This is a genomic window from Streptomyces sp. NPDC048643 (assembly GCF_040650615.1).
In the GTDB taxonomy this organism is placed as follows: domain Bacteria; phylum Actinomycetota; class Actinomycetes; order Streptomycetales; family Streptomycetaceae; genus Streptomyces.
Window position 1 is genome coordinate 120,894 of record NZ_JBEZHO010000007.1, and the last position, 25,885, is coordinate 146,778.

The window sequence follows — 25,885 nt, forward strand, 5'->3', positions numbered from 1 at the left end:
GGGGTGCGCGGCACAGCAACCGCGCGGCGGGACCGTACCGCCGCCGACACCTGGGGGAGACCACCATGGTCATGAAGGACGAGCGCGCCGAGGGCAACGGCGACGACGGGCCGGAGCGGAAGAGACGCGACAGGGCGGGTGAGGGACCGTTCGCCGTCTTCGACCCCTCCACCCTGGTGGGTGGCCGGGTCGCGCTGCCACCGGCACCCGCACAGGCGCCGGTCGGCGCCCCCCGGAGCGCCCCCGGCTCCGCGCCGGTGAACGGGGGCTCTCCCGCCCCGCCCGTACCCGCGCCCACCTCGCCGTACGACGACAAGGCCAGGGCTCCGGGCCCGCCCACCACCGACCCCGGGCACAGGGCCGAGGCCCCGCCGCCCGTCTTCATGGAGAAGCTGGAGGAGGCCTCCCCGAGCGAGAAACGGGCCAAGTCCGGCGGGAAGACGGCCTCGGAGAAGGCCTCCCGGAAAGAGGCCGCCCAGCAGGGTGCGGAGGACGCCTCCGCACCCGAATCGACGATCACCCTCTGGGGTGGCATGGGAAGCGGCAAATCGACGCTCCTCGCCGCGCTGTCCCGAGCCGTACAGGACCCCATGTACGGAGAGTGGAACATGTGGCCGGAGGACCACGCCTCCCAGAAATTCCTGAGCGACCTGGCACACACCCTCTACCGCGACCGGACGTTCCCGCCCGCCACCCTGACCGAGCAGCGGCCGGTCCGCTTCACACTGGCCGGAAACCTCGGCGGAACACGGTTCGCGCGCGGCGGTGGCAAGCGCTGGCGGCGCGGTGCCGATCGCCGCGACCTGACGGAGTTCAAGGTGACGCTCCGGGACCTGCCGGGCGAAGCGTTCGACCTTCGGTCGCAGACCGGTGCGGCACTGGGGGGCAAGCTCATCAAGGACCTGGGGACGGCCCGGGCCATGGTGTACGTGGTGGACCCCGTCCGCGAGTGGCAGGTCAACGGCGACGAGGGACCCGTGGCCGACGACGCCCGCCAGAACGCGGACTTCTTCACCGACGTCCTCGGGGGAGTGGCCACCGAGATCAACATGCGCGGCGAACGCCACGGCAACAAGCTGCCGCACAGCATCGCCGTCTGCCTGGCCAAGTTCGACGACGACCGGGTGTTCCGCTTCGCCTGCGAGCAGGGCAACGTCCGCCTCAACCCCCGCACCGGACAGCCCGAAGTGATGGACGCCAAGCGCCTGTTCGACGGACTGTGCCACGCGTTCCCGCACGGCAGCCTGCGCGAGATCCAGCAACAGATCGAGCAGTACTTCGCCCCCGAGCGGGTCGGGTACTTCGTGTGCTCGGCCGTCGGGTTCTGGATCGATCCCGAGCGCGGCTTCGACTTCGAGAACCCGTCTCTGGTGAATCCCGTGGAGGACGACGTACGGCTCGTCGCGCCGCCCCGGCCCGTGAACATCCTCGAACCCTTCCTCTTCCTGCGGGGCGTCGGCCCCCAGCAGTCCTGACCCCCCGGCACCGCACCACCGCCACGAGAGGAGACCACACGCCATGCCACCGGGACTGACGGCCCACTGGGCCCTGTGGGGCAAGGAGCCCCGGACCAACAGCGGCTACAAGGTGTTGGCGGCCTATCCGCCCGACCGGAGCGCCGACTACAACGCCTCGATCCTCCACTGGTCGCCGGGCACGCCGGCGCGCGGCGACCAACTCCCCTGGATCACCATCGGACCCGGGCGGACTCCGGACGGGACCGACACCCTCGGCATCTACGTGCTGGACAGCACCGAAAACGTGGACCGGACGAACCGGACGATCCACCGGATCCACCACTTCGCCGTCCCCACCGACCGGATCGGAGAACTCTCCCTCGGCTGGTGCGACATGGCCAGAGCCGCGGTCGAAGCCGTCCCGTTCGTGCCCGCGTCCGGCGTCGCGCCCGTCCACCTGCCCGTCGGAGACGGCGGCGGGCTCCTCGCCCATGTGGGCAGCGCCATCAGCGACCGGGTGACCGCGGGCAGCCACTGGCTCGCGGCAGCCGCGGCCTGCCTCCTCGACGGCCCCGTCGTGGTGACGGGCGCCCGCGACTACAAGCCCCTCGACCTGCTCCAGGTACTGGACTGCGTCGCCGCGATGCTCCCCTTCGGCGTGCGCGCCTCGCTGTCCGCAGCGACCGGCAGCTCCTCGGGATCCCAGGTGCCCATGCGTCTGTACTGGGGCGTCGCCGACGAGTCGCCGGGCGTCACGGGCCTGGTCTGGGACGGCGGCCTCCCCGACCTCGACCGGCTGTCCCCGGGCGCGCGCTCCTACTTCGACCTCCTCATCGAGGCATGGCACACCCACGGAGGCGAGACCGTCGTCGCCCATCTCGCCCGCTCCCGCGAACCCCTCGACCTCGACTCGGCACACGTGCACGCCGACGCCCTGCACATTCTGTCCGGGCTCAACCCGGGGCTGGCTCTCGCGCAGGAGGTGCGCCACGGACGGACGGTGGACGACCAGTTGATCGACGACGCCCTGCGCCACGACGTCTTCGACGCCCAGTCCGTCGCCGTGCTCTCCGCGGCCAAACTGGCCGGGCGGTCCACCGACCTGAGCGCCATGGCCCGCCATCTCCCGCAGGCGGAGGTGTCCCAGGCGTTCTGGGAACAGCTCGTGGACGACCTGCTCGACGGACAACTCGACAACGCCCGGAGCCGGTTCGAGTCGCTGCGCGAAGCGACTCCCGACACGCGCGAGGGCCGCGATCCACTCGACCGCGCGCTGGCCTGTGTGGTCGACGAGGTACGGCGACGCGCCTCGGCGGACGCGCAGGATCCCGTCGTCGACCGGCTGCTGCCCACCATCACCGCCTTCAGCCCCGGCACGATGGCCTTCACCCAGTCGCAACTGCTGGGCATCCCGGGCTTGGCGGGACGGCTCGTACAGGCCGTGTGCGCGCACCAGCACGACCCGGCCCCGCAGGTCCTGGCCTGGCTGCGCTGGCTCTGCGACGAGTCGGTGCCCGACGTGCCGGGCAGCCCCGAACTCGCACCGCTGTACGGCCTGTTGGCGACCGGGAACGCGACGGCCGGTCTCTCGAAGAAGTGGACCGAGGCTCATCCGGGTCCGGCCACACGGCTGTTGGCGGCGGCCGCAGCCTGCGGACTCGCCGACCCCCTCCTCAGGAGCGGCTTCTTCGAAGGACTCGTGGCCTGCGCGTGCCGGAGCACCCCGACCGACCCGGCCGTTGCAACACCGCAGGCGCAGCTCCACCGCGCGTTGGACCGCCCGCCGTACCAGCTGCGCGCCGAGACCGCCGCACGCTGGGACATGCTGTGCTCGCTCACCGACCGGCTGCCGGAGGGCTTCTTCGCCCTGACCCGCACACCGGAGCTGGCCGGCTCGGCCGGCGTCACCACCCGGCTCGCCGGATACGCCTCGACACTGCAGGCGGAACTCGACTCGCCCCTCGTCCGCGAACACGCGGCCAGGGTCGTGAAAGGCCTGCTGGACGAGGTCCTCTCCGTCGACCCGGAGACCGGCGAGGGCCCCGAGGGCACCGGCCGCGAACTCGCCCTGCGGCTGCTGGAGGGGCCCGGCTCCCCCACTCACCTCGTGGTCGTCGACGCCGTGGCGCGGCTGACCCGGAATCCCCTCTGGAACGAGACGGAGCAGGACAGCCGCTGGCTCGACCGGATCGCCCGCCACCGACCGGAACTGGCGCCGGCCCTCTCCCTGCGCACGGTGCACCGGACCGCTCGCGCCGTCGGGAACACCGCGGAGGACCGCCGCGCACTCGCCGCCCGACTGCTCGAAGCGCACCGTGCGGGCGCCGACCCCGACGAACTCTGCGCCCCCCTGCGGTCCTGGGCGGCACGGGGCCCGGTCGGTGAACGGATCCTCGACATCCTCACGGCCTACCGCAACGCCTGGACGTCGCAGGACGGCCCGCACCGGGCGGACCAGGAGACCGGCCGACTCGAACTGGCCCTCCGCCGCGGGCCCGATCCCGCGCTGTGGCAGGCCTACATCCGCCACGCCGTCGACTGCCTGAAGAAGCGGCGGGCCGACAACGCCCGTCAGATACAGGACCTGGCCCACGAACAGAAGCAGATGGACCACGAGATCGACCGGCTGCGCGGGCTCGACGCCGGCGCCTCCCACATCCGCCCGTAAGCACTCGTGCCGCTCCGACGCCGTTCCTCGACCGCCGCTCCGGAGCGCCGGAGCTCGCCAGGACCCCGACTCCGAACCCGTCCACGCACGTCCTTGGGGGGACAACTCATGCACACCATCCAGGCCTCCGCGCGCCTCGCCCTGCTGCTGACCGCGGCCGGCGCCCTCGCGGCCGCGGGCGCCGCACCGGCCGCCGCCACCGACAAGCCCCTGCCCCGCGACGGCATCTACCGGTCGCTCAAGGTCGACGACGTCCCCGCGGCGTACGTCGTCCTCGTCGACACCTCCAGTTCCATGCAGGACAAGGGCCCCGACGGAGAGCCGCTGTACTCCACCGTCAAGAAGCGCCTCGGCTCCTTCCTCAAGACCCTCACTCCGGCCGACGAGGTGGCCGTCGTCACCTTCGGGCGCGCCACCAGCGTCGTCCACCCGATGTCCCCGGCGAACCGGACCGGCAAGCTGCTCAGCAAGGAACTCCCGCGCGCCGCCGAGGAGACGGCCAGTGACCACGGAGCCGCCCTGAACGTCGCCGCCGACCAGCTCGACCGCAGCACGGCACCCGTCGGAGCGGTCCTCATGCTCACCGACGGCGCCGTCAACGCACCCGACAGCCCCTACGCCCGCCTCGGCACACCCGCGTGGAAGCAGCTCAGGGCCCGGTACGACGCCCTCGGCACCAACCGCGACGTCATCGGCTACGGCCTGCCCCTCGCCGACGGCACACAGGTGTCCGAAGTCCTCGGCAGCGCCTTCGGGGCTCCGCGGATCCTGCCCGTCGACCCCGCGGCCCTGGGCTCGCAGCTCAACGACGCCAAGGAACGGGTACGGGCAGAGAAGGCTGAGAGCGTCCTGCGTGCCGACCAGGGCGAACAGGTCGCCGTCTCCGTCCAGGGCGAGGGACTCGAACGGCACGGCACGGGGAAGGTCACACTGCCTGCCGGAGGCGGCACCGGAAAGCGGTCCGAGACCGTCCGCGTCACGCTGACCTCGCACGCCCGGCACGTCCCGCTGAACGTCGACCTCACGGCCGACGCGGCAGCGGGGGACGCGACGGTCCATCTCACCGCTCCGGCCACGCCGGTGACGATCGGTCCCGGACGGAGCCGGACCGTCGAGGCGACGCTGACCTGGTCCCAGGACGCCGAGTTCGGCCTGCTGCCGGGCACGCGCGACTTCCGCGCCGGAGTGAGAATCCGCGCCGAGGTCTCCTCGCCGTGGACGCGAACGGTGCGCAGCTCGATCGGGTACGCCAAATTCACCACGGGCCGGCCCACCGTCACCGACGTGGACCTGGTGGGCACCGTTCCCGCCCGCACCCCCGGCTGGCTGTACCCGTCGATCCTGCTCGTCGCCCTGCTGGGCGCGGCGGCCGCCTGGCGCACGTACAAGCGACGCAACCCGAAGCTGTCCGGGGCGCTGGTCGTGACGGATCTGCGTTCCGGCGAGCGACAGACCATTCTGCTGGGCGGCAGGGAGGTCAGCCAGGAGACCGACGCCGGAAGCGTGCGGGCGCGGATCTCCGTGCGGGGCCGGCACGAAGGAGGCCGGCTCGTCCTCGTCCTGCAGTGCGTTCGTGAGGCACCGAGGCCCGGCGACGACCGGCTGCGCGACAGCGGCACCTGTGAGATCGGCAAGTCGACGGTGCTGTGCGGGATCGGCTTCTCCCACGAGACGCAGAGCCGGCCGGCCGTTGCCCTGCACTGAGTTCCATCCAGCTCCGGCCGAGGCACGGGCCGCGGTTCTGCCGTACCGCCGGCCGCCCGCACGGCTCGTGGCCGCGACGACACCCCGGCCCCCTTCAGAAAGGACCCTCCATGGTGCAGCCGTTGGACCCGGCCGTGGACCCCGCGGAAGCCGGTGGATTCCGCCTCCTGGGCAGGCTGGGCACGGGCGGGTTCGGTACCGTCTACCTCGGCCGGCCCGTCGGGGAGAACCGCGGACTGGACACGCTGGGCGCCGTCAAACTCCTCAAGGCCGAGTTCGCCGACGACACCCAGCACCTGCAGCGCTTCCACCAGGAGAGCAAGGCCCTCGACCGGTGCAAGGGCGCACGCATCCCCGAACTGCTCTCGTTCGACTTCGGGAGCGGACGCCGCCCCACCCTGGCCACGCGCTTCATCCCCGGGCTGTCCTTGCACCAGATCATCGAGTCGCATGGCGGAGCACTGCCCCGCCACACCGTGCACGCCATCGCCGCCGAACTCGTCGACACACTCAACACGGCACACGGCAAAGGCCTGTTGCACCGCGACCTGCATCCGGGCAACGTCCTGCTCACGTCCGACGGTCCCTGGATCATCGACTTCGGGCTGACGCGCATCCGCGGCCAGCGGGTCACCGTCTCCCTCGACACCGTGATCGGCCATCCCCACTTCTGCGCACCCGAGCAGATCCTCGGACTCGCGAAGACGACCGCCGCGACCGACGTCTTCGGCATCGGCGGGATCGTCCTGTACGCACTCACCGGGCACCCGCCCTACACCGGCGAGAGCAACGCGCGCGCGATGCTCATGCGCCGTGTGTCCGGCACGGCACCCGACCTGACAGGCCTGCCCGACGACACGATCGGCGGGATGATCCGGTCCTGTCTCGCGGAGGACCCGGCCGACCGGCCCGCTCTCGACGAGGTCGCCCGATGCCTCGGCCTGCCCGGTACGCTGCGGCTCCCGGACGGCATCGGCCGCACCCTCGCCGGCTACCGGTCCGAACTGGGCCGTTTCCTCGCGGGCGTCGGCAACGCGGCGGACCTGACGGTCCCGTTCCGGCCCGGCCGACGCAGCTGGCGCACCGACGTGGGGGAGTGGCCGCACACGGCGGTGGCCACGGAACAGGGCGGCGTGGTCGTCGCGGACCACAGTGGCGTGCGCTGGCTGGACGGGGCGACAGGGAGGCAGGAGGACCACCTGCGTGACTTCACCGCGCCCGTCCGACTCCACGCGGAAGGAGCCCTGTTGCTGATCAGCGACTCCGGCGGCCGGGTGGAGTCGTGGGACACCCGCTCCCGTACCCGCTGGTGGTCCGTCCCCGCGGGAAGCCTCACCGACGCGCGCGTACTCCTGCGCGGTCAGAGCGTGTTCCTCGGGGACAGCACCGGCTGCCTCCACCACTTCGACGCCGTCACGCGGCGCGTCTGGTGGCGGACCGAACCGCTCACCGACGAGGGAGGCGGCCCGGCCGAACCGGTCGCGGCCGACGCCCGCCAGGTCTACCTCTCGGCCGGGGAAGGACGCGAACTCCTCGCGGTCGACGACGAGAACGGCGGCATCCGCTGGAAGCAGGCCGTACGGCTTCCCGCCGCCCTGCTCGCCTCACCCTTGGCCCTGGAGCAGGCGCTCGTCGTCGCCGACGCGGACGGCGGCCTCCGGTCCTTGGGGGCGGCCGACGGATCCACTCTGTGGGAGGTGGAACTCGGCGCACCGGTCGTGGCTGCGCCGCTCAGCATCGGCGACAGGCTGTTCATCGCAGACACCGCGGGTGTCGTGCACTGCCGCAGCGTCGCCACCGGCGAGGTCCTCTGGTGCGTGGAGCATGTCGAAGGCGAGGAGTTCTTCACGCTGTGCACCGACGGTTCGGCGATCTACGCGGGTGGCTGGAACGGTCGCCTGCATCTCCTGGACGCGCGGGACGGCTCCTCCTTGCAGAGCCTCGATCTCGGCGGCCAGATCCTCGCGGCCACGTACGCGCTCGTCGGCCGCACGATCTACGCCACCGCTTCCCACGGCGCACTCCACGCCCTGCCGACGTCCGGTGCCTCGGAGCCGGCGCCCGGACGGTGAACGCGGACCGCTCTCCGCCCGGCGTGCCCGGGGAGCAGCCCCCTTGAGGGATCAGCTCACCCCGCGGTCTCCAGCTCGACCCGCCCCGAGACGTGCGGGCGCGGGCGGACGATCCCTGCCGAGAGCAGGCGCCATTCCATGAGATCAGCGATCCCACCTTCAGCCCGGTGCCGATGCCCCCAACCGGGCCTACGCGCCGATCCCCGCCGACGACGTCCAGATCCTCGGCAAAGTCGTCGGCGTCCTGCGCATCCTCTGAAAACAATGCCGGCCGGGGCCTGCCCACGCGACGAACGTGTAACAAGGAGTCGTTGTCACGCACTTGTGTGATCACCTCACCGGCATACTGCGCGCTCGGGGGGTGTGCGTACGTGCGTGCGAAAGCTCCTCCGGCCGGGTGATGAGGGGAATGTCTCCCGGTACTTCCACGAGGGGGAGTTTTGCGCAGACAAGTGAAAAAGGCATGCGCGGTCACGATCGGCACGGCGGCCGCCGTGGCCCTGGCGGCGGGCATGACCAGCCCGGCGTCGGCGAAAGCCGAGCAGGCGAGTGCTCCGAAGGCTCAACTCACGTCCAAGCACCGCCTCACCCTGATCACCGGTGACCGCGTCGTGCTCGACTCCAAGGCCCGGGTCGTCGGCCTGGAGCCCGCCAAGGGCCGCGAGCACATACCCGCCCACAGGACGACCCGCCACGAAGGGCCCACGTCGACAGCGTCCTCGCCGACCTTCTCCCTCGGCTGAACGGGCACCGTCGGATGCGGGAGCTTCTCGCGTCCATGGCAGGAGTGTGATCTGGCGACCAGAACAAAGTCGTTGTGAGTATCGGCGTCAGCGGGATCGCCCCATCCGGGGCGAGAGAAGGACAAACGTAAGGAATTTGTCTGTGCAACCTCGTTCCCCAGGACAATGACCCGTACATAGGCTGCGATCATGGAGCCCGAACCCCCGACCGCATGGCCGGTCCTTCGGCGTATGCCCGACCTTGCCACCCTGGAAGAGCAGACGCGCACCGCGGTGGATGCCGCCGTCGCACGTCTGTGTCTCTTGCGCGACGTCTTCGCAGACCGCTTCTTGGTGCTGGCCCGCCGTCATCTGCCGAGCTATGAGGTGCTGCCGGACGACGACGTCAAGGCGTCCGCCCAGCGCTTCTTGGACGTCTTGATCTCGGAGCTGAATTCTCAGCGGGTGCCTGACGACGCGTTGCGCGAGGTGCTTTGGGACCATGCCCACGAGCGTGCGGCTCGGGGAATTCCGCTCGATGATCTCGCCCTCGGCTACAAGCTGGGATCGAGAGCGATGCTCTCCCTTCTGGACGAGGTCGCAGCCGAAGTGGCGATGCCCTCTGCGTTCTTGCTCGCGGCGCACGACAGTACGTGGGAGTTCGCCAATGAGGCATCCGGCATCTTTGCCCGGATCCAGCACGAACTTGCCCTGGAACGGGCACACTTCGACGCGGAACGGCGCGCGACTTTCGCGGCCGGCGTGCTCAGCGGCTCTTTTCCCGCGGAGCAGATCAACTGCGATGCCCAGGCCTTCGGACTTGCCCCCCAGTCGTCCTACGTGGCGTTGGCGGCGCGAGCCGAAACGCCCGACGACGCCGAGACGATCCGCCGCACTGTCGCCTCGGCAGTCCAAGTCTCGGTGGACCGGCTACTGCTCGCACGCATCGGGCCTGCTCTCGGATTCATCGTGCAGCGGGTGCCGGAATCGGTCGGCCGCCACCTTGTCGCGGCCGGCCCGTCGCTTCCGCTCGATCAGCTGGCCAAAGGGTTCGACGAGGCAGTGCTGACGCTGGAGACCGCGCGGCAGTTCGCCATGTCGGGGGTGGTCCACCTTGCTGACCTGGGGCCGAGGCCGCTTGTACTCGGCGATGCACACACCGCCGAGAGGCTCTCCGCCCGTCATCTGACGGCGCTGGAGCGCGCCGGACGATCGAACGGGGAGATCGAAGTGACGGCAAGGATCTACCTCGAATGTGACCAGGACGTGGGCGAGGTGGCCCGTCGACTCGCCGTGCACCCGAACACCGTCAGGTATCGGGTGAACCGATTTCAGCAGCTCACCCAACTGGATCTGCGTCGCACCGAGGACCTGGTGACCACGTGGTGGCTGCTGAATCGGCGACGATCTTGAGGACGAGCGTCGCCACAACCTGTCCTGCGGAGCCTCGGGTCCCGGCCGCACCTCTCACCGTCACACGGCAGCGCAGCTCAGGCCGCCACCGGCCAGTGCCAGTGCGAGGGGGGCAACGGAAGCCTCGAGGCGTTGTCGTAAACGCTTTTGCTCATATCTCGTGTGGGGCTCTCCTTGACGTGGAGGTGAGCGATGTCGGCGCGGCCTCGCTGGACGCTCTCCTGTCTCATCCCTTGCTCGATCCCAGGGAGAGACCGGAGATGAACTGCTTCTGGAGCAGGACGTAGACCACCAGGGTCGGGATCGCGGCGAGCATCGCGCCGGCAGCGATGAGGTTCTGGTTACTGACGAACTGCCCCTGAAGATTGGCCAGGGCAGAGGTCATCGGACGCTTCTCACCGGACGACATCAGCGTGATCGCCCAGAAGAAGTCGTTGTAGATCCAGGTGGTCAGCAGAGTCGCCAGTGCCGCGAGGGCGGGTCGGCACAAAGGGATCGTGAGTCGCCAGAAGCGTGTCCACAGGCCCGCTCCATCCACGAGGGCGGCTTCGTACATCTCTCCCGGTATGGACTTCATGTAGTTGCTCAGCACGAAGATGCAGAATCCCAGTTGGAACGCGACATTGATGGTGATGAGTCCGAAGGCCGAGTTGTACATCAGACCGCTGTCGCCGAGGAACGAGGGAAGCGGGATCTTCAGGTACATCCGGAACAACGGCGTGATGATGACCTGCTGGGGCAGCAGGTTGCCGGCGGTGAACAGGATGAGCAGGGCTACGTTGACCTTGATGTTCACACGTGTGAGGACGAAGGCCGCTCCGCAGGCGAGGCCGAGCACGATGACGACCGCCGGCACGGTGATCAGGATGGAGTTCCAGAAGAAGCGCTCCATGCTCGCCTGCGACCACGCGTCGCCGAAGTTGGCCAGCGTCAGGGAGTGCGGCAGAGACATGTATCCGAGTCGTCGGGTTTCGGCATACGGTCGCAGGGCCACGTAGAGGGCGAACAGGAGAGGCAACAGCCACAGCACGGATGCGCTGACCAGGAAAACCTGGGAGAGGGCCTGGCTGCGTGGGCGCCTTCGGCCGTGGCGCGTCGGCGGGGACGGGACTGCCGTTCGCGTCGTCGTGCTCACGGGGTGTCCTCTCGGCGAAAGGTCTGACGGAGGAAGAGGCAGATCGGGACCAGGGAGATGAGCAGCAGGACGACACCGAGTGCGGAGCCGAAGCCGACCCGTTGGGTCTCTCCCACGATGTTGGCGGTGACCAGGACCGACAGCAGCTCCAGGCCGTTGATGCCCTTGTTGGTGATGTAGACAAGGTCGAAGGCGCGCAACGACTCGATGACAGTGATGACCATGATGACGACATTGATCGGCCTCATGACCGGAAAGACGACGCGCCAGAACGTCTGCCAGGCGTTGGCACCGTCCATGAGCGCCGCCTCCCGCAGGGTCGGGTCGACCGCCTTCAGCCCGGCGAGGTAGAGGACCATCACGTATCCCGCCTGACGCCAGGTCGCTTCCACGAGGACCGCCCACAGGTTCAGGTGCGGGTCGCCGAGCCAGTCGATGGCGTTGTTGTCGCCGTCCCGCCCGATGACCGTGTTGATCACACCGAAGTTCTGCGAGTACATGAACTCCCAGATGATGCCGATGAGGGCCAGTGACAGCATGACCGGCAGGAACAGGATGCTCTGGTACATGCGGCTGCCGCGGACGCCCCGGTCGATGACGACCGCGAAGAGCATGCCGAGCGGTGTGGCGATGACGACGAAGACGGCGAGCCAGATCAGGTTGTGCTGGACAGCGGGCCAGAACTCCGGGTAGTTGGTGGCGGCCTGGTGATAGTTCTGAACGCCGTTCACGCAGCCGTTGTTGAGGATCGGGGGCAGCGCCGGGTCACAGGCCTTGGTGTGGAGGTCGCCGACTCCGTTCCACCGCGTGAACGACAACAAGACGGTGGTGAGCGCGGGGATCCAAACGAAGGTCAGGGCCAGCAGCAGGGGGACGCCGAGCAGCAGGACGGCGACCAGGCGGTCCCGTGTGTTCATGTGCCGCAGGCGCCGGCTTCTGCGGGCGGTCCGATGGTGCGGTGGAGGCTCGGGTGGCGCGGGCGTGCGACGGGCCTGGGCGAGGGCGCTCATCCGGTGTAGATCGCCTTCGCCTGGGACTCGGCGCTCTTCTGGAGGGCCGCGATGCCGCCGGTGGAGGGGTCGCCGACGAACTTCTGGATCAGGGAGATCATCGCGGTGGCCATGGCCGGATCGGCGTCGCGGTCCATGAACTGGGCGACGGCCTTGCACTTGCCGATCTCGACGACCGACTTCTTCTGGATCGCGTTGTAGGTCGGCACCTGCAGTCCCTTGGCCAGCCCGACATCCCACTGGTCGGACTTGAGGTACTCGGCCTCGGCTGCCGCGGTGCCGATGTACTCCAGCAAGGCTTTCGCGGCGGTGGGGTTCTTTGCCTTCTTGGACAGCATGAAGCCATCGGTGGGCGCGTCCATGTAGTCCTGGCCCCACTTGGGATTGATCGCGGGGAAGGGGAAGAAGTCGAGGTCGTCGAGATCCGCCTTGTCGCTGACGAACTGCGCCGCGACCTGGTTGGTGCCCTGGAACATCATTCCGGCCTTCTTGGACTCCAGCGTCTTGGCGGCGTCCTGCCAGACGCGGCCGTTGGCACCGCTCTGGACGTACGGCATGATCTCGGCCCAGTGCTGGAAGACGGTGTGGACACCTTGGTCGGTCCACGGAATCTCGTGCTTCATCAATTTGACGTGGTAGTCGTAGCCGTTGATCCGCATGTTGAGGATGTCGAACGTGCCGAGAGCGGGCCATCCGTCCTTGTCACCGAAGGCGATGGGGATGAGCCCGTCGCTCTTCATCTTCTTACACAGGGCGACATAGGCGTCCCAGTCGGTGGGTACGGTGTAACCCTTCTCCTTGAACAGGCTCTTTCGGTAGAAGACGACCCAGGGATAGTTGTAGAGGGGCACGAGGTACTGGTGGCCGTCCAGGCCGGTTGACAGCTTCTTGGCGACGGGACCGAAGTTGCCGCCGATCTTCTCCCAGACGTCGTCGAGCGGCTCTGCCAGCCCTTGGGCAGCGAAGTACTGCATGCGGTAGCCGGCGAACCAGGTGAACAGGTCGTCCGGAGTGCCTTGCAGATAGCTGGTGATGTTCTGCTGGAAGGTGTTGTGGTCGACCGTGTTGATCTTCACCTTGGCTTTCGTCTTCGCCGTTCCTGCGGACGTCAGTGCCTTGAAAGCCGAACGGGTCGCCGGATCCGAGTAGTTCGACCCGAAGGTGACCGTGCTGCCTGCTACGGGCCCCGACGGCTTGTTCGATGCCGCGGAGTTTCCGTCGTCGCTGCAGGACGCGATCAGTCCGCCTGCGGTCACCGTAAGGCCGGCCGCTCCCGCGCCCTTGAGCAATCCCCTGCGTGAGTACGACGAACGGGTGCGGGCCTGGCTCGAGTTGTCGAGCGACATTGTGCCTCCTGGCGTGATGTGCGGAGCTGGGGTCGAGGGTGGTCGCGTCGGCGACCGAAGCGGTTCCGTTGGTGCCGCTCCAGCGCGATTCCAACAGAAGTCACCAAGTTGCAACGAGAGTGACCGCAGGCCAGTTCTACGCCCGCCCTGCATTCCCGTCTATGTCCACGGTGACAAACAAGCTTGGAATTCTAACTCCTCGCTGCTTGTGGGCGTGATCAATCGCTCCCGATCAACGGGGCCCGCGTGCAGTCCTGATCATCTATGCGCGGAGCGTTGACGAGGAAACGCACACAACTGCACACTGTGCGGCACCGTTTCCCTCGGCGAAGGGTTGAGATGTCCAGAAGAAGAAGGACCGTGCTCTTGGTCCTCTAGGGGATGGTCCTTTCCGTGGCCGCCCGGTCCTCGGGAGCCGCCTCTCCCGAGGCCGCCGCTCCCAGCCCTCCCTGGGTGACTTCGGGGCCAACTCTCGCCGGCGACCGCTCTGGTGTTCGAGTCGGGCCGGCAGGACTACGCGGAGAGTCCCGAGAGCTACCAGTCGCGGCCGGGCGCGCTGCGCATCCTTGATCAGCTCCCGACGGCCTGGGGCGAGACGAAGTTCCTTGGCGGCGACCCCGGACAGGAGGCGTCCTTGGTCCGCCGAGCGGGTGGCCGACGGTTCGTCGGCGGTATCTCAGCCGTCGGCGCCAAGACCTTCAGTCGCCGCTGAACTTCCTTGGCGGCGGGCAGTGGCTCCTGGAGGCCGTCCGGGAGGCCCCGGGCCGCTCGTCCGGGAGACCAAGGGGGTTACGGCCTCTGACGTCTCGTCCGTACCCATGCCGCGTAACGGCGGGTTCGCCTCGGCCCTTTGCCCGTACACCGCGGGGATGACGACCTGTGGCTCCGCCGACGTCGACGGTGTGCTCATGAGCCAGGAATTCGGACCGTGCGTCGACATGCCCGACAACACGTATGCCAACGCTACGGGCGCGCAGCTCTTCAGCGGGTGACCGGCTCACGTGCAGTTCCAACAGAAAGCACCACGTTGAACGGGGGATTCCGCAAGCGTAGTTCTACGCTCGGCTTGCTCATGCGTCTATGTCCACACCGACAACGGACTTTGGAGGCGCGCTCTCCGGATGGTGATGAAAGACAGGCGCCATGGAGCCGCTGACGGGGAGTGAGGCTCGCGATCAAGTGACGCCGCTGGTGGTGACGTTGAAGAGGGAGTCCTCGCTGTGAGGTGGTGCGGGCGCGCACGGTATGCCGCGGGTCCGAAAGTCCCTCGTATCCGTACCGGTTGAACAGCGTCGAGAGCGGCCACGCTATTTGGTTTTCTGTTCATTCTTGTGTGAAGCGTTGACACTCAATCGAACACGACATAACACTGTCCGCCATGCCCTCGGTGGGTGCACCGAGTCTCCCCCAACGAACCAGCGCCGTGGGCACGCTGGGACACGGCAATCCTTGCCGGTCCCACACACCGCAGCCGCCCGCTCTCACCCCTCGGCCAACCGCGCACCTCGGGACGGGGAGGCTGCCGGTGGATCCGGCTCGCCGGCCGTTACGACGCTTTCCCCGGGCCGCTCGGGAAGGCGCCGCCCCGGCAGCCCGTCGCCATCACCACGCCTCGACCACGAGGACCCATGCACGTCTCCGGTCGTCCCAAGCCGCGGGCGGCCTCCTCAGCAGTGACTGAACGGAGAGGTCTCATGTCACGGAAACGTTGGCTCAGCGCCGCGATGGGCGGTGCTCTCGTCGCGGCGGGCATCGCCGGACAGGTGGGCGCTGCCGCCCCGGCCCGGGCGAGCACCCTGTGCCCGTGGGTCGGGTCGACCGCAACGGTGCCCGACCGGGTCTCGCAGCTGCTCGGGGCGATGTCCCAGGATCAGAAGCTGTCGATGGTGGCAGGGAACGGCGACGCCTACGCGGGAGTCGTCCCGGCCATTCCGTCCCTGTGCGTGCCCGAACTCGACTTATCCGACGGCCCTTCCGGCGTCGGCCAGCATCTGACCGGGGTGACCCAGCTCCCTTCGGCGGTCAGCGCGGCGGCCACCTGGGACATCGCGGCGATGCAGAAGTACGGAGCAGTGGTCGGCAAGGAGCAGGCGGGCAAGGGCTCGGAGGTCGATCTGGGTCCGACGGTCAACCTGGTGCGTGACCCCCGATTCGGGAGGGCCTTCGAGACGCTGGGTGAAGACCCCTATCTGGCCGGCGCCATGGGTACCTCGCACATTCGCGGAGTTCAGAGCCAGGGCGTCATGGCGCAGCTCAAACACATGGCGGTCTACAACCAGGAGACCTACCGCAACTCGTCCGACGACAACGCGATCGTCGATGAGCGGACGTTGCAGGAGCAGTACCTCCCCGCCTTCGAGACCGCCGTCAAGGACGGCGCTCCCTCGTCGGTGATGTGCTCGTACAGCACGGTCAACGGGACCTACGCCTGCCAGAACAAGGAACTGCTCACCAACGTTCTGCGGGACCAGTTCGACTTCAAGGGGTACGTCACCTCCGACTGGGGAGGCACCCACGCGGGGGCGGACTCCGCCAACGCCGGTATGGACATGGAGATGGGAAGCCGGAACTACTACGGCACCCCGCTCAGGAACGCGCTGGCAGACGGCACCGTCAAGCAGGCCACGCTGAACACGATGGCGAGCCGCATCCTCACGGAGATGTTCACCTTCGGGCTGTTCGACAAGGCACCGACCGGATCGAAGGCGACCCAGGTGAGCACGGCGGACCATGTCGCCACCGGGCTCCAGGTCGCCGAACAGGGATCCGTCCTGCTGAAGAACTCCGACAAGATCCTGCCGCTCACCCCCGCCAAGGGTTCCTCTGTCGCCGTCCTGGGGAGCTGGCAGAACTCTGGTGGTGGCAGCGCCTCGGTCCACGCGGACTCCGTGGTCAGCCCGCAGCAGGGCATTGCCTCCCGAGCCGGGTCCGATGTGAATGTCCAGTATGTGCAGGGATCGGCATCCGCCTCGGCCCTCGCTACGGTGCCGGCCAGCGTGGTGACCCCGTCCTCAGGCGGCGGCAGCGGGTTGACCGGCAGGTTCTACAACAACACCACGCTGTCCGGTGACCCTGTGCTCACCAAGAACATCTCGACGCTCGACGAGGACTGGGACGGCGGTTCCCCGGGCTCCGGGGTGAACTCCACCAACTGGTCGGCGAAGTGGACCGGCACCCTGAAAGCCCCCGCGACCGGCGTGTACACCTTCGCCACCAACAGCGACGACGGCAGCCGCGTCATCGTCGAGGGCAAGAAGATCGTCGACCAGTGGGGCGACCAGCAGGCGACCACCGCGGCGGCGAGCGTCAAGCTCACCGCGGGCCAGTCGGTCCCGGTCGAGATCGACTACTACAACAAGAGCGGAGGCAGCGGCCTCACCTTCTCCTGGACACCCGCCGACTACACGACCAGTGCGATCCGTTCTGCCGTGGACCTGGCCAGGAGGTCCTCCGTCGCCGTCGTCTTCGCCAAGGCCGACACGTCGGAGGGTTCCGACCTCAAGGACATCGAACTGCCCGGCGATCAGAACCAGCTGATCGCCCAGGTGGCCGCTGCCAATCCGCACACCGTCGTCGTCCTCAACACCGGATCCGCCGTCACGATGCCCTGGCTCGACGGCGTCGACGGCGTACTGGAGAGCTGGTACGCGGGCCAGAGCGAAGGCACCGCCATCGCCTCGCTGCTGTTCGGTGATGTCAATCCGTCGGGCAAGCTCCCGGTGACGTTCCCCAAATCGCTGACAGACGTCCCCGCGCGGACCGCCGCGCAGTGGCCGGGCCAGGGCGGCACAGTCCAGTACTCCGAGGGCCTCGCCATGGGCTACCGCTGGTACCAGTCCAAGGGCATCGCGCCTCTCTTCCCGTTCGGATACGGCCTCTCGTACACGTCGTTCGCGTACAGCGACCTGCACGTCACCGGCCCGGACACACATGGCAACTCCACGGTGACCGCCACCGTGAAGAACACCGGCAGCCGCGCCGGCGCCGACGTCCCGCAGCTCTACGTCACAGCCCCCGCCGCGACCGGAGAGCCGGGCAAGCAGCTCAGGGGCTTCCAGCGTGTCGACCTCCAGCCCGGCGCGAGCAAGGAGATCACCTTCTCCGTGCCGATGCGGGCCCTGTCCACCTGGAACACCTCCGCCGTCAAGTGGACCGCCACCACCGGCACGTACGGCATCGCCGTCGGGAACACGTCGGACAGCCCCCAGCTGAACGGCAGCGTGAAGGTGGACTCCACGGCTACCGGCAACTCGGTCGAGGTCGACAACCCGGTCGGTATGAGCAGTGCCGTCGGTACCGGCGCGAGTCTGACTCTGCGAGCCATCGACTCCGCGTCGGGCCAGACTCTGCGCTGGAGCGCGACAGGCCTCCCGTCGGGCCTCACCATCAGTTCCACGACCGGCAAGATCTCCGGCAGCGCCGCTTCCGCCGGGACAAGCACCGTCACGGTGACGGCCACCGACGGTACCGGCGCGGCCGGGAAGGCGACGTTCGTGTGGACCACCACGCCGACGGCCAGGACGGGCCCGATCGTCTCCGGCCTCTTGTCGTCCTTGTGTCTGGACGACAAGGCGGCCGACACCACGGACGGCAACCCGATCACCCTCTACCCCTGCAACGGCAGCGCCGCCCAGGAGTGGACCGTGTCCGGCGACACTCTCCAGGTCCTGGGCAAATGCCTGGACGTCGCCGCGGCCGGCACCGCCAACAAGACGCTGGTCCAGCTCTACGCCTGCAACGGCACGGGCGCCCAGGTCTGGCAGGCACGCCCCGACGGCACCCTGCGCAACCCCGCCTCCGGCCGCTGTCTTGACGTCCCCGCCGCCTCCACCACCCCAGGTACCCGGCTGCAGATCTTCGACTGCAACGCCACCGGTGCCCAGAAGTGGAAGCTGCCCTGATCCCCGAGGCACCGGAGCAACAAGGACCGTCCCCGTGCACGGCTGAAGCACCGCGCGCGGCGGCGGCACGCACCAGCAGCGGACCCACAAGTAGGCGACCCCAGCAATCCGACGACGACAAGCACACCCGCGCGGTGGGAGGAACATTGAAATCTCGATGGAAGGTGCTGGCCCTGACGGCCGTCATCAGCATGGGCCTGGCGGCGCCGCAGGCAACGGCTCCGAGAGCCGAGGCTTCGGACAACGGACTGGCCGTCAAGGCCCCGCTGATGGGGTGGAGCGGGTGGGGGTTCCTGCAACGGGACCCCACAGCCGCCAAGTTCAAGGACCAGGTCGACGCCCTCGTCTCGACCGGCCTCAAGGACCTCGGCTACAACTACGCCAACATGGACGACTTCTGGTACAAGTGCCCGGGCAGCCAGGGGCCCGATGTCGACGCCAACGGCCGGTGGGTGACGGACGGATCACTGTTCCCGGGCAGCGGCTCCAAGGACGGCATGGAGGTTCTCGCGGACTACGTGCACGGCAAGGGACTGAAGTTCGGACTGTACGTGACGCCGGGCATCTCCGCGCAGGCCGTGGCCAGGAAGACGAAGATCGAGGGCACGCCCTACACCGCGGACCAGATCGCTACGACGAGCAGCGCGAGCAACTTCAACTGCAAGGGCATGCGCAACATCGACTTCAGCAAGCCCGGCGCGCAGGAGTTCATCGACTCCTGGGCGCAGCAGTTCGCCGACTGGGGGGTGGACTACCTGAAGCTGGACGGGGTCGGCCCGTCGAAGACGGCCGACGTCACGGCCTGGTCCAGGGCGTTGGACAAGACCGGCCGGCCGATCGCGCTGAACCTGTCCGCCAGCCTGTCCGCGGACAACGGCCCCACCTGGTCGAAGCTGGCCTACTCCTGGCGCATCGACGGTGACATCGGCGCCAGCCCGAAAGGCTACAGCTTCCCGCTCACCAGCTGGACGAACGTCTCCAAGCGATTCGACGACGCCGCCAAGTACCAGCCCTACGCGGGCAGAGGCGGATGGAACGACCTGGACTCGTTCGGTGTCGGGAACGGCGACAACGACGGCATCACCCCGCCACAGCGGCAGACGAACATGGCGCTGTGGGCCCTGGCAAGTTCGCAGTACATGCTGGGCGCCGACCTGACGGACCTCGACCCGGCCGACAAGAAGCTGCTGGGCAACAAGAGGCTCATCGCGATCGACCAGGACGGCATCCCCGCCTCCCGAGTGATCAAGGACGGTGACCAGCAAGTCTTCGCCAAGCGTGAGAAGAACGGCACCTGGTACATCGGTGTGTTCAACACCGACACCAGCTCCAGCCACACCTTCAGCGTCCCGTTGGCCCGGCTCGGACTCGCCGGCTCGGCGAAGATCACCGACATGATCAACGACGACAAGCCGCTCGGCACGGTGAGTACCTACACCACCAGCGTGGCCCCCGGCGGGGTCGCCCTCATCTCGGCGGTCCCCACGTCGGGTACCGGCGGTACCGGCGCGCTGGTCAGCGCCGCCTCCGGCAAGTGCCTCGACACCGACGGCGGCAACGTGTACATGCCGGGCACCAAGGAGCAGATCTGGGACTGCAACGGCGGGCTCAACCAGCAGATCACACCGACTTCCGCCGGTGAGCTGCGCACCATGGGCGCCACGGAATGCCTCGACATCTACGAGGGCGGGACCGCGCCCGGGACCAAGGTGTCGCAGTGGAACTGCCATGGCGGAACGTCCCAGAAGTGGACCGTGAAGAGCGACGGCACCATCGTCGCCCAGAAGTCCGGCCTGTGCCTCGACGTGGTGGGCAACAAGACCGCCAACGGCACCGGACTACAGCTGTGGACCTGCAACGGCGGCGCCAACCAGAAATGGTCCTGGTCCTACACCTAGCACCTGACAGGCGCCGGTCGGCGTCTCCCGTATGGCCGCGTCTGCCGGTCGGCGAAACTCCGGCAGACGCGGCTCTTCGGCTTGCCCGAACACGTACGTGGACGGGTGGGCGGACTGCATTCTCGTGCGGTGCATGAGACGAGAACTCCGGTGCCGCAGGGGTTGTCACGGTGAACTCGCTGACCTAGGTTCCCCACGAGTGGTTCACACTGAAGCTCGATGTTCATATACATGACCCGCGATCCCCCATCATCGGGAAGGCACGTCATGAACGAACTCCCCAGCCGCCGCAGAGTGCTCGGTACCTTCGCGGGCAGTGCGCTCGCCACACTGGCGGTCGGCGGCACCGCCACCGCCACCACGCCGGCCGCGGCACAGACGTACAGCCCGCCTGCTCCACGCACCCGGCTCGACCTCAACTCCGGCTGGCGTTTCCACCGGGGCGATGTGGCCGGGGCCCAGGCCCCCGCGTTCGACGACAGCGCGTGGAACGCGCTCAGCGTCCCGCACACCTGGAACGCCCAGGACGGCGCGGACGGCGGCGCGAACTATTACCGCGGTGTCGGGTGGTATCGCAGACGCGTCACCGTTCCGGCAGCCCTGGCGGGGAAAATGCTCTTCCTCCAGTTCGCGGGCGCCAACCAGGTCGCCGACGTCTGGATCGACGGCACCCATCTCGGACAGCATCAGGGCGGCTACGCGCGCTTCCGCTTCGCAGCCACCGCCCAGCTCACGCCGGGCCGGGAGAGCGTCCTCGCGGTCAAGGTGAGCAACGCGCACAACGCCGACATCGCGCCGCTGGGTGCCGACTACACCTTCCAGGGAGGCATCTACCGCAACGTCAGCCTGCACGCGGTCGACAAGCTCGCGGTACGGATGCTCGACTACGCGGGACCCGGCGTCTACCTGCGCCAGCGCAGCGTGAGCGCGACCTCCGCGACCGTCGACGTCAAGGCGACTCTCTTCAACAACAACAGCACCAGTCGCTCCTCGGTGGTGCGCGTCGTCATCACCGACGCGGCCGGCACGATCGTGGCCGACCGGAGCAGCACGTCGCAGCGGATCGGCCCAAACTCCGGGCTGGACGTCGACCAGACGCTCACCATCGCCAACCCTCGCCGGTGGAACGGCCTGGCCGATCCCTACCTGTACAGCGCGCATGTCGAGATCCGCGACGCGACGGCCGGGACGGTCACGGACGTGGTCACCGAGCCGCTCGGCCTGCGCAGCTTCGGCCTCGACAGCACCTCAGGATTCACACTCAACGGCAAGCACCTGAGCCTGCACGGCGTCAACCTGCACCAGGACCGTGCCGACCGCGGCTGGGCGGAGAGCGACGCCGACCACACGCAGGACTTCGCCCTCATCAAAGAGATCGGCGCCACCGCGGTACGGATGGCGCACTATCAGCACGACCAGAAGGACTACAGCCTCGCGGATGCCGCGGGCGTCGTGGTGTGGGCGGAGATTCCGCTGGTGGACGCCATCACCGACTCGAACGCGTTCACCGACAGCACCACTTACCAGTTGCGTGAGCTGATCCGCCAGAACTACAACCATCCGTCGATCGTCTTCTGGGGCATCGGCAACGAACAGCGCACGGACAACGCCGCCACCAACGAACTACTCGAAGGACTCGCGGCGATCGTGAGGAGCGAGGACCCCGACCGCATCAGCACGTACGCGAACAACCTCGGCGACGACGCCGAGGTGGGAGGTCACGCGGACACCACCGCGTACAACAAGTACTTCGGCTGGTACGGCGGCTCGTACAACGATCTTGGTGGCTGGGCCGACAATCTGCACAGGACCGAGCCCGAACGCACCTTCGCCGTCTCGGAGTTCGGTGCCGGGGCCAATCCGTCACAGCACGCGCTCAATCCGGCGCAACCCAGCTCGGGCGGCTCTTTCCACCCCGAGGAGTACCAGGCGCTGCTGCACGAGGCGTCCTGGAAGCAGCTCGCCGCCCGCCCCTTCGTCTGGGGCTCGTTCGTCTGGAACATGTTCGACTTCGCCTCCGACGGGCGGAACGAAGGCAGCCGGCCCGGCATCAACGACAAGGGTTTGGTCACCCGCGACCGGGCGATCCGCAAGGACGCCTTCTACTGGTACAAGGCCAACTGGTCCACAGCGCCGACCTTGTACATCACCAGCAGACGCTGGACTGCGCGCACCGACGCCGCCACCGAACTGAAGGTCTACTCGAACGCGTCCGAGGTCACCGCCACCCTCAACGGCACCTCCATCGGCAAGCGGAGCAGTACGGACCGCATCTTCCACTGGGACGGCGTGACACTCCGCCCGGGTCCCAACACCCTTACCGTCTCTGCCTCCATCGCCGGCGTCCCCCACACCGACACCGTCACCTGGACCCTCACCGCGTCCTGAAGAGCCTTCGGCCCTGAGGTCAACCCGCGCAGTCGCAGCACAGCCGCCCGCAGGATCTCGCGGGTGCCACCGGCCCGCCCGAGAACATCCCGAGAACATCACGCAGGGGAGAGACATGACGCGCGAAGAGATCAAACGAAGGACGGTGCTCTCGACAGCAGCCGGAGTACTGGCGGGAGGTGCCCTCGGCGCCCTGCCGCAACAACTCGCTCGCGCGGCCGCCGCGGAGCGGGAACAACTGACGGACTACGCGAAGCACACCACCGACAACGGCCGGAGCGTCACCGTCACCAGTGCGACCGGCCAACGGCTGCGACTCACGGCATACGGAGACCACATGGTCAGAGTGCGCGCGACCCGTGCGGGGGAGGACTTCCTGGCCGACACCCGCTACGAGATGGTGCAACCGTCGAGCCACGCCTCCCTGGGTGGCAGCCTGAGCGTCAGCGCCACCCAGGACACCCTCGAGATCCGCACCGGAGCCACCGACGGCCTGCGCGTCGTCCTGCGCAAGAAGCCCCTGCGCCTGGAGTTCCACTCACTGACCACGGGCGCCCTGCTGGCGAAGGAGGACGCGGCGCACGGCATCTCCTGGGACGGCACGAACCTCGGCGTCGCGAGGGCGACCTTCGTCCCACCGCCCGCAGATGAACGCTTCCTCAAGGGTGGGCACGGCGTGCTCGGCCGAACACCACGACTCGACCGCACCGGCGACACGGTCTCCCACAACTACTCCGGCGCGGTGGAGAACCCCAACAACCAGGCACCCGCGATCGTGCCGCTGTACCTGTCCAGCAAGGGGTACGGGGTCTTCTTCAACACGACGTTCGACACCACCTTCAGCTTCGGCGGAAGCGACGGGTACGCGTTCTTCGCCGACGGCCACGGCGCCGGGGCGGTGCGCCCCCAGATGGACTACTTCCTTATCAACGGCCCGCGGTTCGCACAGCTCCTCGACCGTTATACCCAGCTCACCGGGCGCCCGCGGCTGCCTCAGCGATCCGTCTTCGGACTCCACCTGTCCGACAAGAACTTCGCCGACGTGAGTGACCAGAACTGGTGGCGCCAGAAGGTCGCTCAGCACCGCGCTGCGGGTTTCCCGTTCGACCACCAGGTCAACGACAACCGCTGGCGCGAAGGTTCCGGCTCATGGTCCGGATCGTGGTTCGAGTTCAGCCGCGAGCGCTGGCCCGACCCTGCCGGATACCAGAAGTGGGCGGCCGCGAACGGCGTCACCGTGACCCTGGACTACAACCGCAACAACACGAACGAGATGGCGGGATGGAAGGGCGGACCGCCCCCCGGCTACAGCTTCGCGGCGGACGACCTCAAGAACGTCAAGGAGAACAACGCCGTCCCCGACTGGAGCAACCCCGACACCCGCGCCTGGATCTGGAAGGTCTTCTGGGACAAGGCACTCAACCCGGCCCTCACATACCCGGGCGACGCGCTGTGGATCGATGAGGTCGACGACCTCGGAGCCATACCGTACACGGCGAAGACGGCCGCCGGCCGCACGTGGTCGGAGGAGCGCAACGCCTACTTCCTGAACGTGCACAAGGCCATCGGCGAAGAAGGCTGGGACCCTTCGGGAACCGGGCACATCGGAGCCGCGAAGCGGCCCTGGACCTGGAGCCGCGGAGCCACCGCGGGCCAGCAGCGCTACGGACACTACTGGTCGGGCGACATCGACTCCACCTACGACGAGATGCGCAACCAGATCCGCGGCATGCAGACGGCCGGCCTCGGCGGATTCCCCTACGCCAACATCGACGGCGGAGGGTTCGGCCACGGCGAGCTGATTTCCGACGCGTTCTACCGCAACTGGCCCGTGGGCTGGTCGAGTCTCGCCCCCATCTGGCGCCCGCACGGCACCGCCTCGACCAAGGACCAGGGCAAACGCGCCTCGCGCTGGCCACTGGACCAAAGCGCCGCGGCGCAGGCCGACTTCGCGAAGTACGGACACCTGCGCTACAGCCTGATGCCCTACATCTACACACTCGCCCACCAGGCCGCCGCCACCGGCATGCCCATGGCCAGGGCCATGGTGATCGACTACCAGGACCGGCCGCAGGCCTACACCCACGACCTGCAGTACCTGTGGGGCCCCTCACTGCTCGTCGCTCCCATCACCTCCGACGGTGGGGACGTCCAGAAGATCTGGCTGCCGGCCGGAAGCGATTGGTACAACTTCTGGTGGGACGGGCGCCACGCGGGCTCCGACACGGAGGACGTCGCCTACACCACCCGCACCGGAGAGGTACCGCTCTTCGTACGGGCGGGGGCGATCCTGCCCAGGTATCCGTACGCGCAGAGCGCCGCCTACCTCACCGAGCGACAGCTCGAAATGGACGTCTACGCAGGGGCGGACGGTGTCTTCGAGGTCGTCGAGGACGACGGGGTGACCGAGGAGTACCGGACCGCCAAGAAGACGGCCACCACACGCCTCACCTTAACCGACAGCTCCACGCGCGTCGTCATCGCGCATCCGGAGGGGACATACGAGGGCGCGCCGGAGAAGCGCCGGTACGTCGTGCGCTTCCATGGCCTGGCGTCGCCGGTGGGCATGCGGGTCAACGGGGGCGCCACCCTCCCCGCCTTCACCAGCGAGGCCGCCGCCCTCATCAGTGGGAAGGCGGGCGGCAGCGTGTGGGACGCCAGGGCGAAAGTTCTGAGCGTCGTCACAACGGAGATCTCGGTGAGCACGAGCGGCGGTGACGCGGCTGTCGTCGAACCCAGCGGAGCCGCGTTCCCCTCTGTCGGCGGGGGCATGGTGTACCAGGCCGAGGATGCGCGGCTCGACAGCACCTTCGCCCTCGACACCAGTCATCCCGGCTACACCGGGACGGGATACGCCGACTTCGTCGGGACCTCAGCCGGAGCCGCAGCGGCTTGGACGATCTCCGTGGCGACCGCCGGAAAGAGGCAGCTCGCTCTTCGGTACGCCAACGGCGGCACCGGTGATCGCCCCGTCACCGTTGACGTCAACGGCAAGAAGGCCGGCACCCTCGACCTTCCACCCACGGGTAGCTGGGACACCTGGGCGACGGCCTCCGTCACCACCGACCTTCCGCAGGGAGACGCCGTCACCGTCCGCGCGATCCTCACGCGGTCCCAGGGCGCGAACATCGACAGCTTGATCGTCCAGTAACGGAGGCTGCGCTGAAAGCT

The 25,885-nt window shown here is 68.3% G+C and carries 14 protein-coding genes and 1 pseudogene; 12 read left to right on the forward strand and 3 right to left on the reverse strand.

Annotation, left to right across the window (positions count from 1 at the left end):
• The first annotated feature begins 65 nt into the window (after positions 1 to 65).
• From AB0C62_RS09705 to AB0C62_RS09730, 6 genes and pseudogenes are all read left to right on the forward strand, one after another.
• A complete protein-coding gene (locus AB0C62_RS09705) occupies positions 66 to 1,475 on the forward strand; it encodes a hypothetical protein (protein WP_362971280.1) in 1,410 nt (469 codons plus the stop codon).
• A gap of 43 nt (positions 1,476 to 1,518) precedes the next feature.
• Complete coding sequence (locus AB0C62_RS09710) at positions 1,519 to 4,125, forward strand: hypothetical protein (RefSeq protein ID WP_362971282.1); 2,607 nt, start codon at positions 1,519 to 1,521, stop codon at positions 4,123 to 4,125.
• 108 nt (positions 4,126 to 4,233) lie between these two features.
• A complete protein-coding gene (locus AB0C62_RS09715) occupies positions 4,234 to 5,829 on the forward strand; it encodes a VWA domain-containing protein (protein WP_362971284.1) in 1,596 nt (531 codons plus the stop codon).
• 110 nt (positions 5,830 to 5,939) lie between these two features.
• Positions 5,940 to 7,901: a protein kinase gene (locus AB0C62_RS09720; protein ID WP_362971286.1), complete on the forward strand. Its 1,962-nt coding sequence runs from the start codon at positions 5,940 to 5,942 to the stop codon at positions 7,899 to 7,901.
• Positions 7,902 to 8,353: 452 nt separating this feature from the next.
• Positions 8,354 to 8,575: pseudogene (locus tag AB0C62_RS09725) on the forward strand (hypothetical protein); the annotation flags it as partial.
• Positions 8,576 to 8,833: 258 nt separating this feature from the next.
• A complete protein-coding gene (locus tag AB0C62_RS09730) occupies positions 8,834 to 10,036 on the forward strand; it encodes a helix-turn-helix domain-containing protein (RefSeq protein ID WP_362971288.1) in 1,203 nt (400 codons plus the stop codon).
• A 226-nt stretch (positions 10,037 to 10,262) separates the two neighbouring features.
• On the opposite strand, the gene AB0C62_RS09735 is transcribed toward AB0C62_RS09730, so the two are convergent.
• The 3 genes from AB0C62_RS09735 to AB0C62_RS09745 are packed head-to-tail and all read right to left on the reverse strand — an operon-like array spanning position 10,263 to position 13,437.
• A complete protein-coding gene (locus tag AB0C62_RS09735) occupies positions 10,263 to 11,171 on the reverse strand; it encodes a carbohydrate ABC transporter permease (protein ID WP_362971290.1) in 909 nt (302 codons plus the stop codon).
• Positions 11,168 to 12,181 (reverse strand): sugar ABC transporter permease, encoded by a 1,014-nt coding sequence (locus AB0C62_RS09740; protein ID WP_362971292.1) that lies wholly within the window; start codon positions 12,179 to 12,181, stop codon positions 11,168 to 11,170. The genes AB0C62_RS09735 and AB0C62_RS09740 overlap by 4 nt, the downstream gene beginning before the upstream one ends.
• Positions 12,178 to 13,437 (reverse strand): ABC transporter substrate-binding protein, encoded by a 1,260-nt coding sequence (locus tag AB0C62_RS09745; RefSeq protein ID WP_362971513.1) that lies wholly within the window; start codon positions 13,435 to 13,437, stop codon positions 12,178 to 12,180. The genes AB0C62_RS09740 and AB0C62_RS09745 overlap by 4 nt, the downstream gene beginning before the upstream one ends.
• A 580-nt stretch (positions 13,438 to 14,017) precedes the next feature.
• Here AB0C62_RS09745 and AB0C62_RS09750 point away from each other — a divergent pair.
• The 6 genes from AB0C62_RS09750 (at position 14,018) to AB0C62_RS09775 (ending at position 25,865) form a co-directional block, all read left to right on the forward strand.
• Positions 14,018 to 14,239, forward strand: a complete 222-nt coding sequence (locus AB0C62_RS09750; RefSeq protein WP_362971294.1) for a hypothetical protein — start codon at positions 14,018 to 14,020, stop codon at positions 14,237 to 14,239.
• A 157-nt stretch (positions 14,240 to 14,396) separates the two neighbouring features.
• On the forward strand, positions 14,397 to 14,519 hold the full coding sequence (locus tag AB0C62_RS09755; RefSeq protein ID WP_362971296.1) for a hypothetical protein: 123 nt from the start codon (positions 14,397 to 14,399) through the stop codon (positions 14,517 to 14,519).
• Between the two features lie 702 nt (positions 14,520 to 15,221).
• Positions 15,222 to 18,428, forward strand: a complete 3,207-nt coding sequence (locus AB0C62_RS09760) for a glycoside hydrolase family 3 C-terminal domain-containing protein (RefSeq protein WP_362971298.1) — start codon at positions 15,222 to 15,224, stop codon at positions 18,426 to 18,428.
• Between the two features lie 146 nt (positions 18,429 to 18,574).
• Positions 18,575 to 20,326, forward strand: coding sequence for an RICIN domain-containing protein (locus AB0C62_RS09765; protein ID WP_362971300.1), 1,752 nt, complete (start codon positions 18,575 to 18,577; stop codon positions 20,324 to 20,326).
• Between the two features lie 267 nt (positions 20,327 to 20,593).
• Positions 20,594 to 22,714: a glycoside hydrolase family 2 TIM barrel-domain containing protein gene (locus AB0C62_RS09770; RefSeq protein WP_362971302.1), complete on the forward strand. Its 2,121-nt coding sequence runs from the start codon at positions 20,594 to 20,596 to the stop codon at positions 22,712 to 22,714.
• A gap of 115 nt (positions 22,715 to 22,829) precedes the next feature.
• Positions 22,830 to 25,865, forward strand: coding sequence for a TIM-barrel domain-containing protein (locus AB0C62_RS09775; RefSeq protein WP_362971304.1), 3,036 nt, complete (start codon positions 22,830 to 22,832; stop codon positions 25,863 to 25,865).
• Positions 25,866 to 25,885: the final 20 nt, after the last annotated feature.

Excerpts from the sequence above, each read along its gene's own strand:
- AB0C62_RS09705 (WP_362971280.1), top strand. The coding sequence starts at position 66 with ATGGTCATGAAGGACGAGCGCGCCGAGGGCAACGGCGACGACGGGCCG.
- AB0C62_RS09710 (WP_362971282.1), top strand. The coding sequence starts at position 1,519 with ATGCCACCGGGACTGACGGCCCACTGGGCCCTGTGGGGCAAGGAGCCC.
- AB0C62_RS09715 (WP_362971284.1), top strand. The coding sequence starts at position 4,234 with ATGCACACCATCCAGGCCTCCGCGCGCCTCGCCCTGCTGCTGACCGCG.
- AB0C62_RS09720 (WP_362971286.1), top strand. The coding sequence starts at position 5,940 with ATGGTGCAGCCGTTGGACCCGGCCGTGGACCCCGCGGAAGCCGGTGGA.
- AB0C62_RS09730 (WP_362971288.1), top strand. The coding sequence starts at position 8,834 with ATGGAGCCCGAACCCCCGACCGCATGGCCGGTCCTTCGGCGTATGCCC.
- AB0C62_RS09740 (WP_362971292.1), bottom strand. The coding sequence starts at position 12,181 with ATGAGCGCCCTCGCCCAGGCCCGTCGCACGCCCGCGCCACCCGAGCCT.
- AB0C62_RS09755 (WP_362971296.1), top strand. The coding sequence starts at position 14,397 with ATGACGACCTGTGGCTCCGCCGACGTCGACGGTGTGCTCATGAGCCAG.
- AB0C62_RS09760 (WP_362971298.1), top strand. The coding sequence starts at position 15,222 with ATGTCACGGAAACGTTGGCTCAGCGCCGCGATGGGCGGTGCTCTCGTC.
- AB0C62_RS09770 (WP_362971302.1), top strand. The coding sequence starts at position 20,594 with ATGAACGAACTCCCCAGCCGCCGCAGAGTGCTCGGTACCTTCGCGGGC.
- AB0C62_RS09775 (WP_362971304.1), top strand. The coding sequence starts at position 22,830 with ATGACGCGCGAAGAGATCAAACGAAGGACGGTGCTCTCGACAGCAGCC.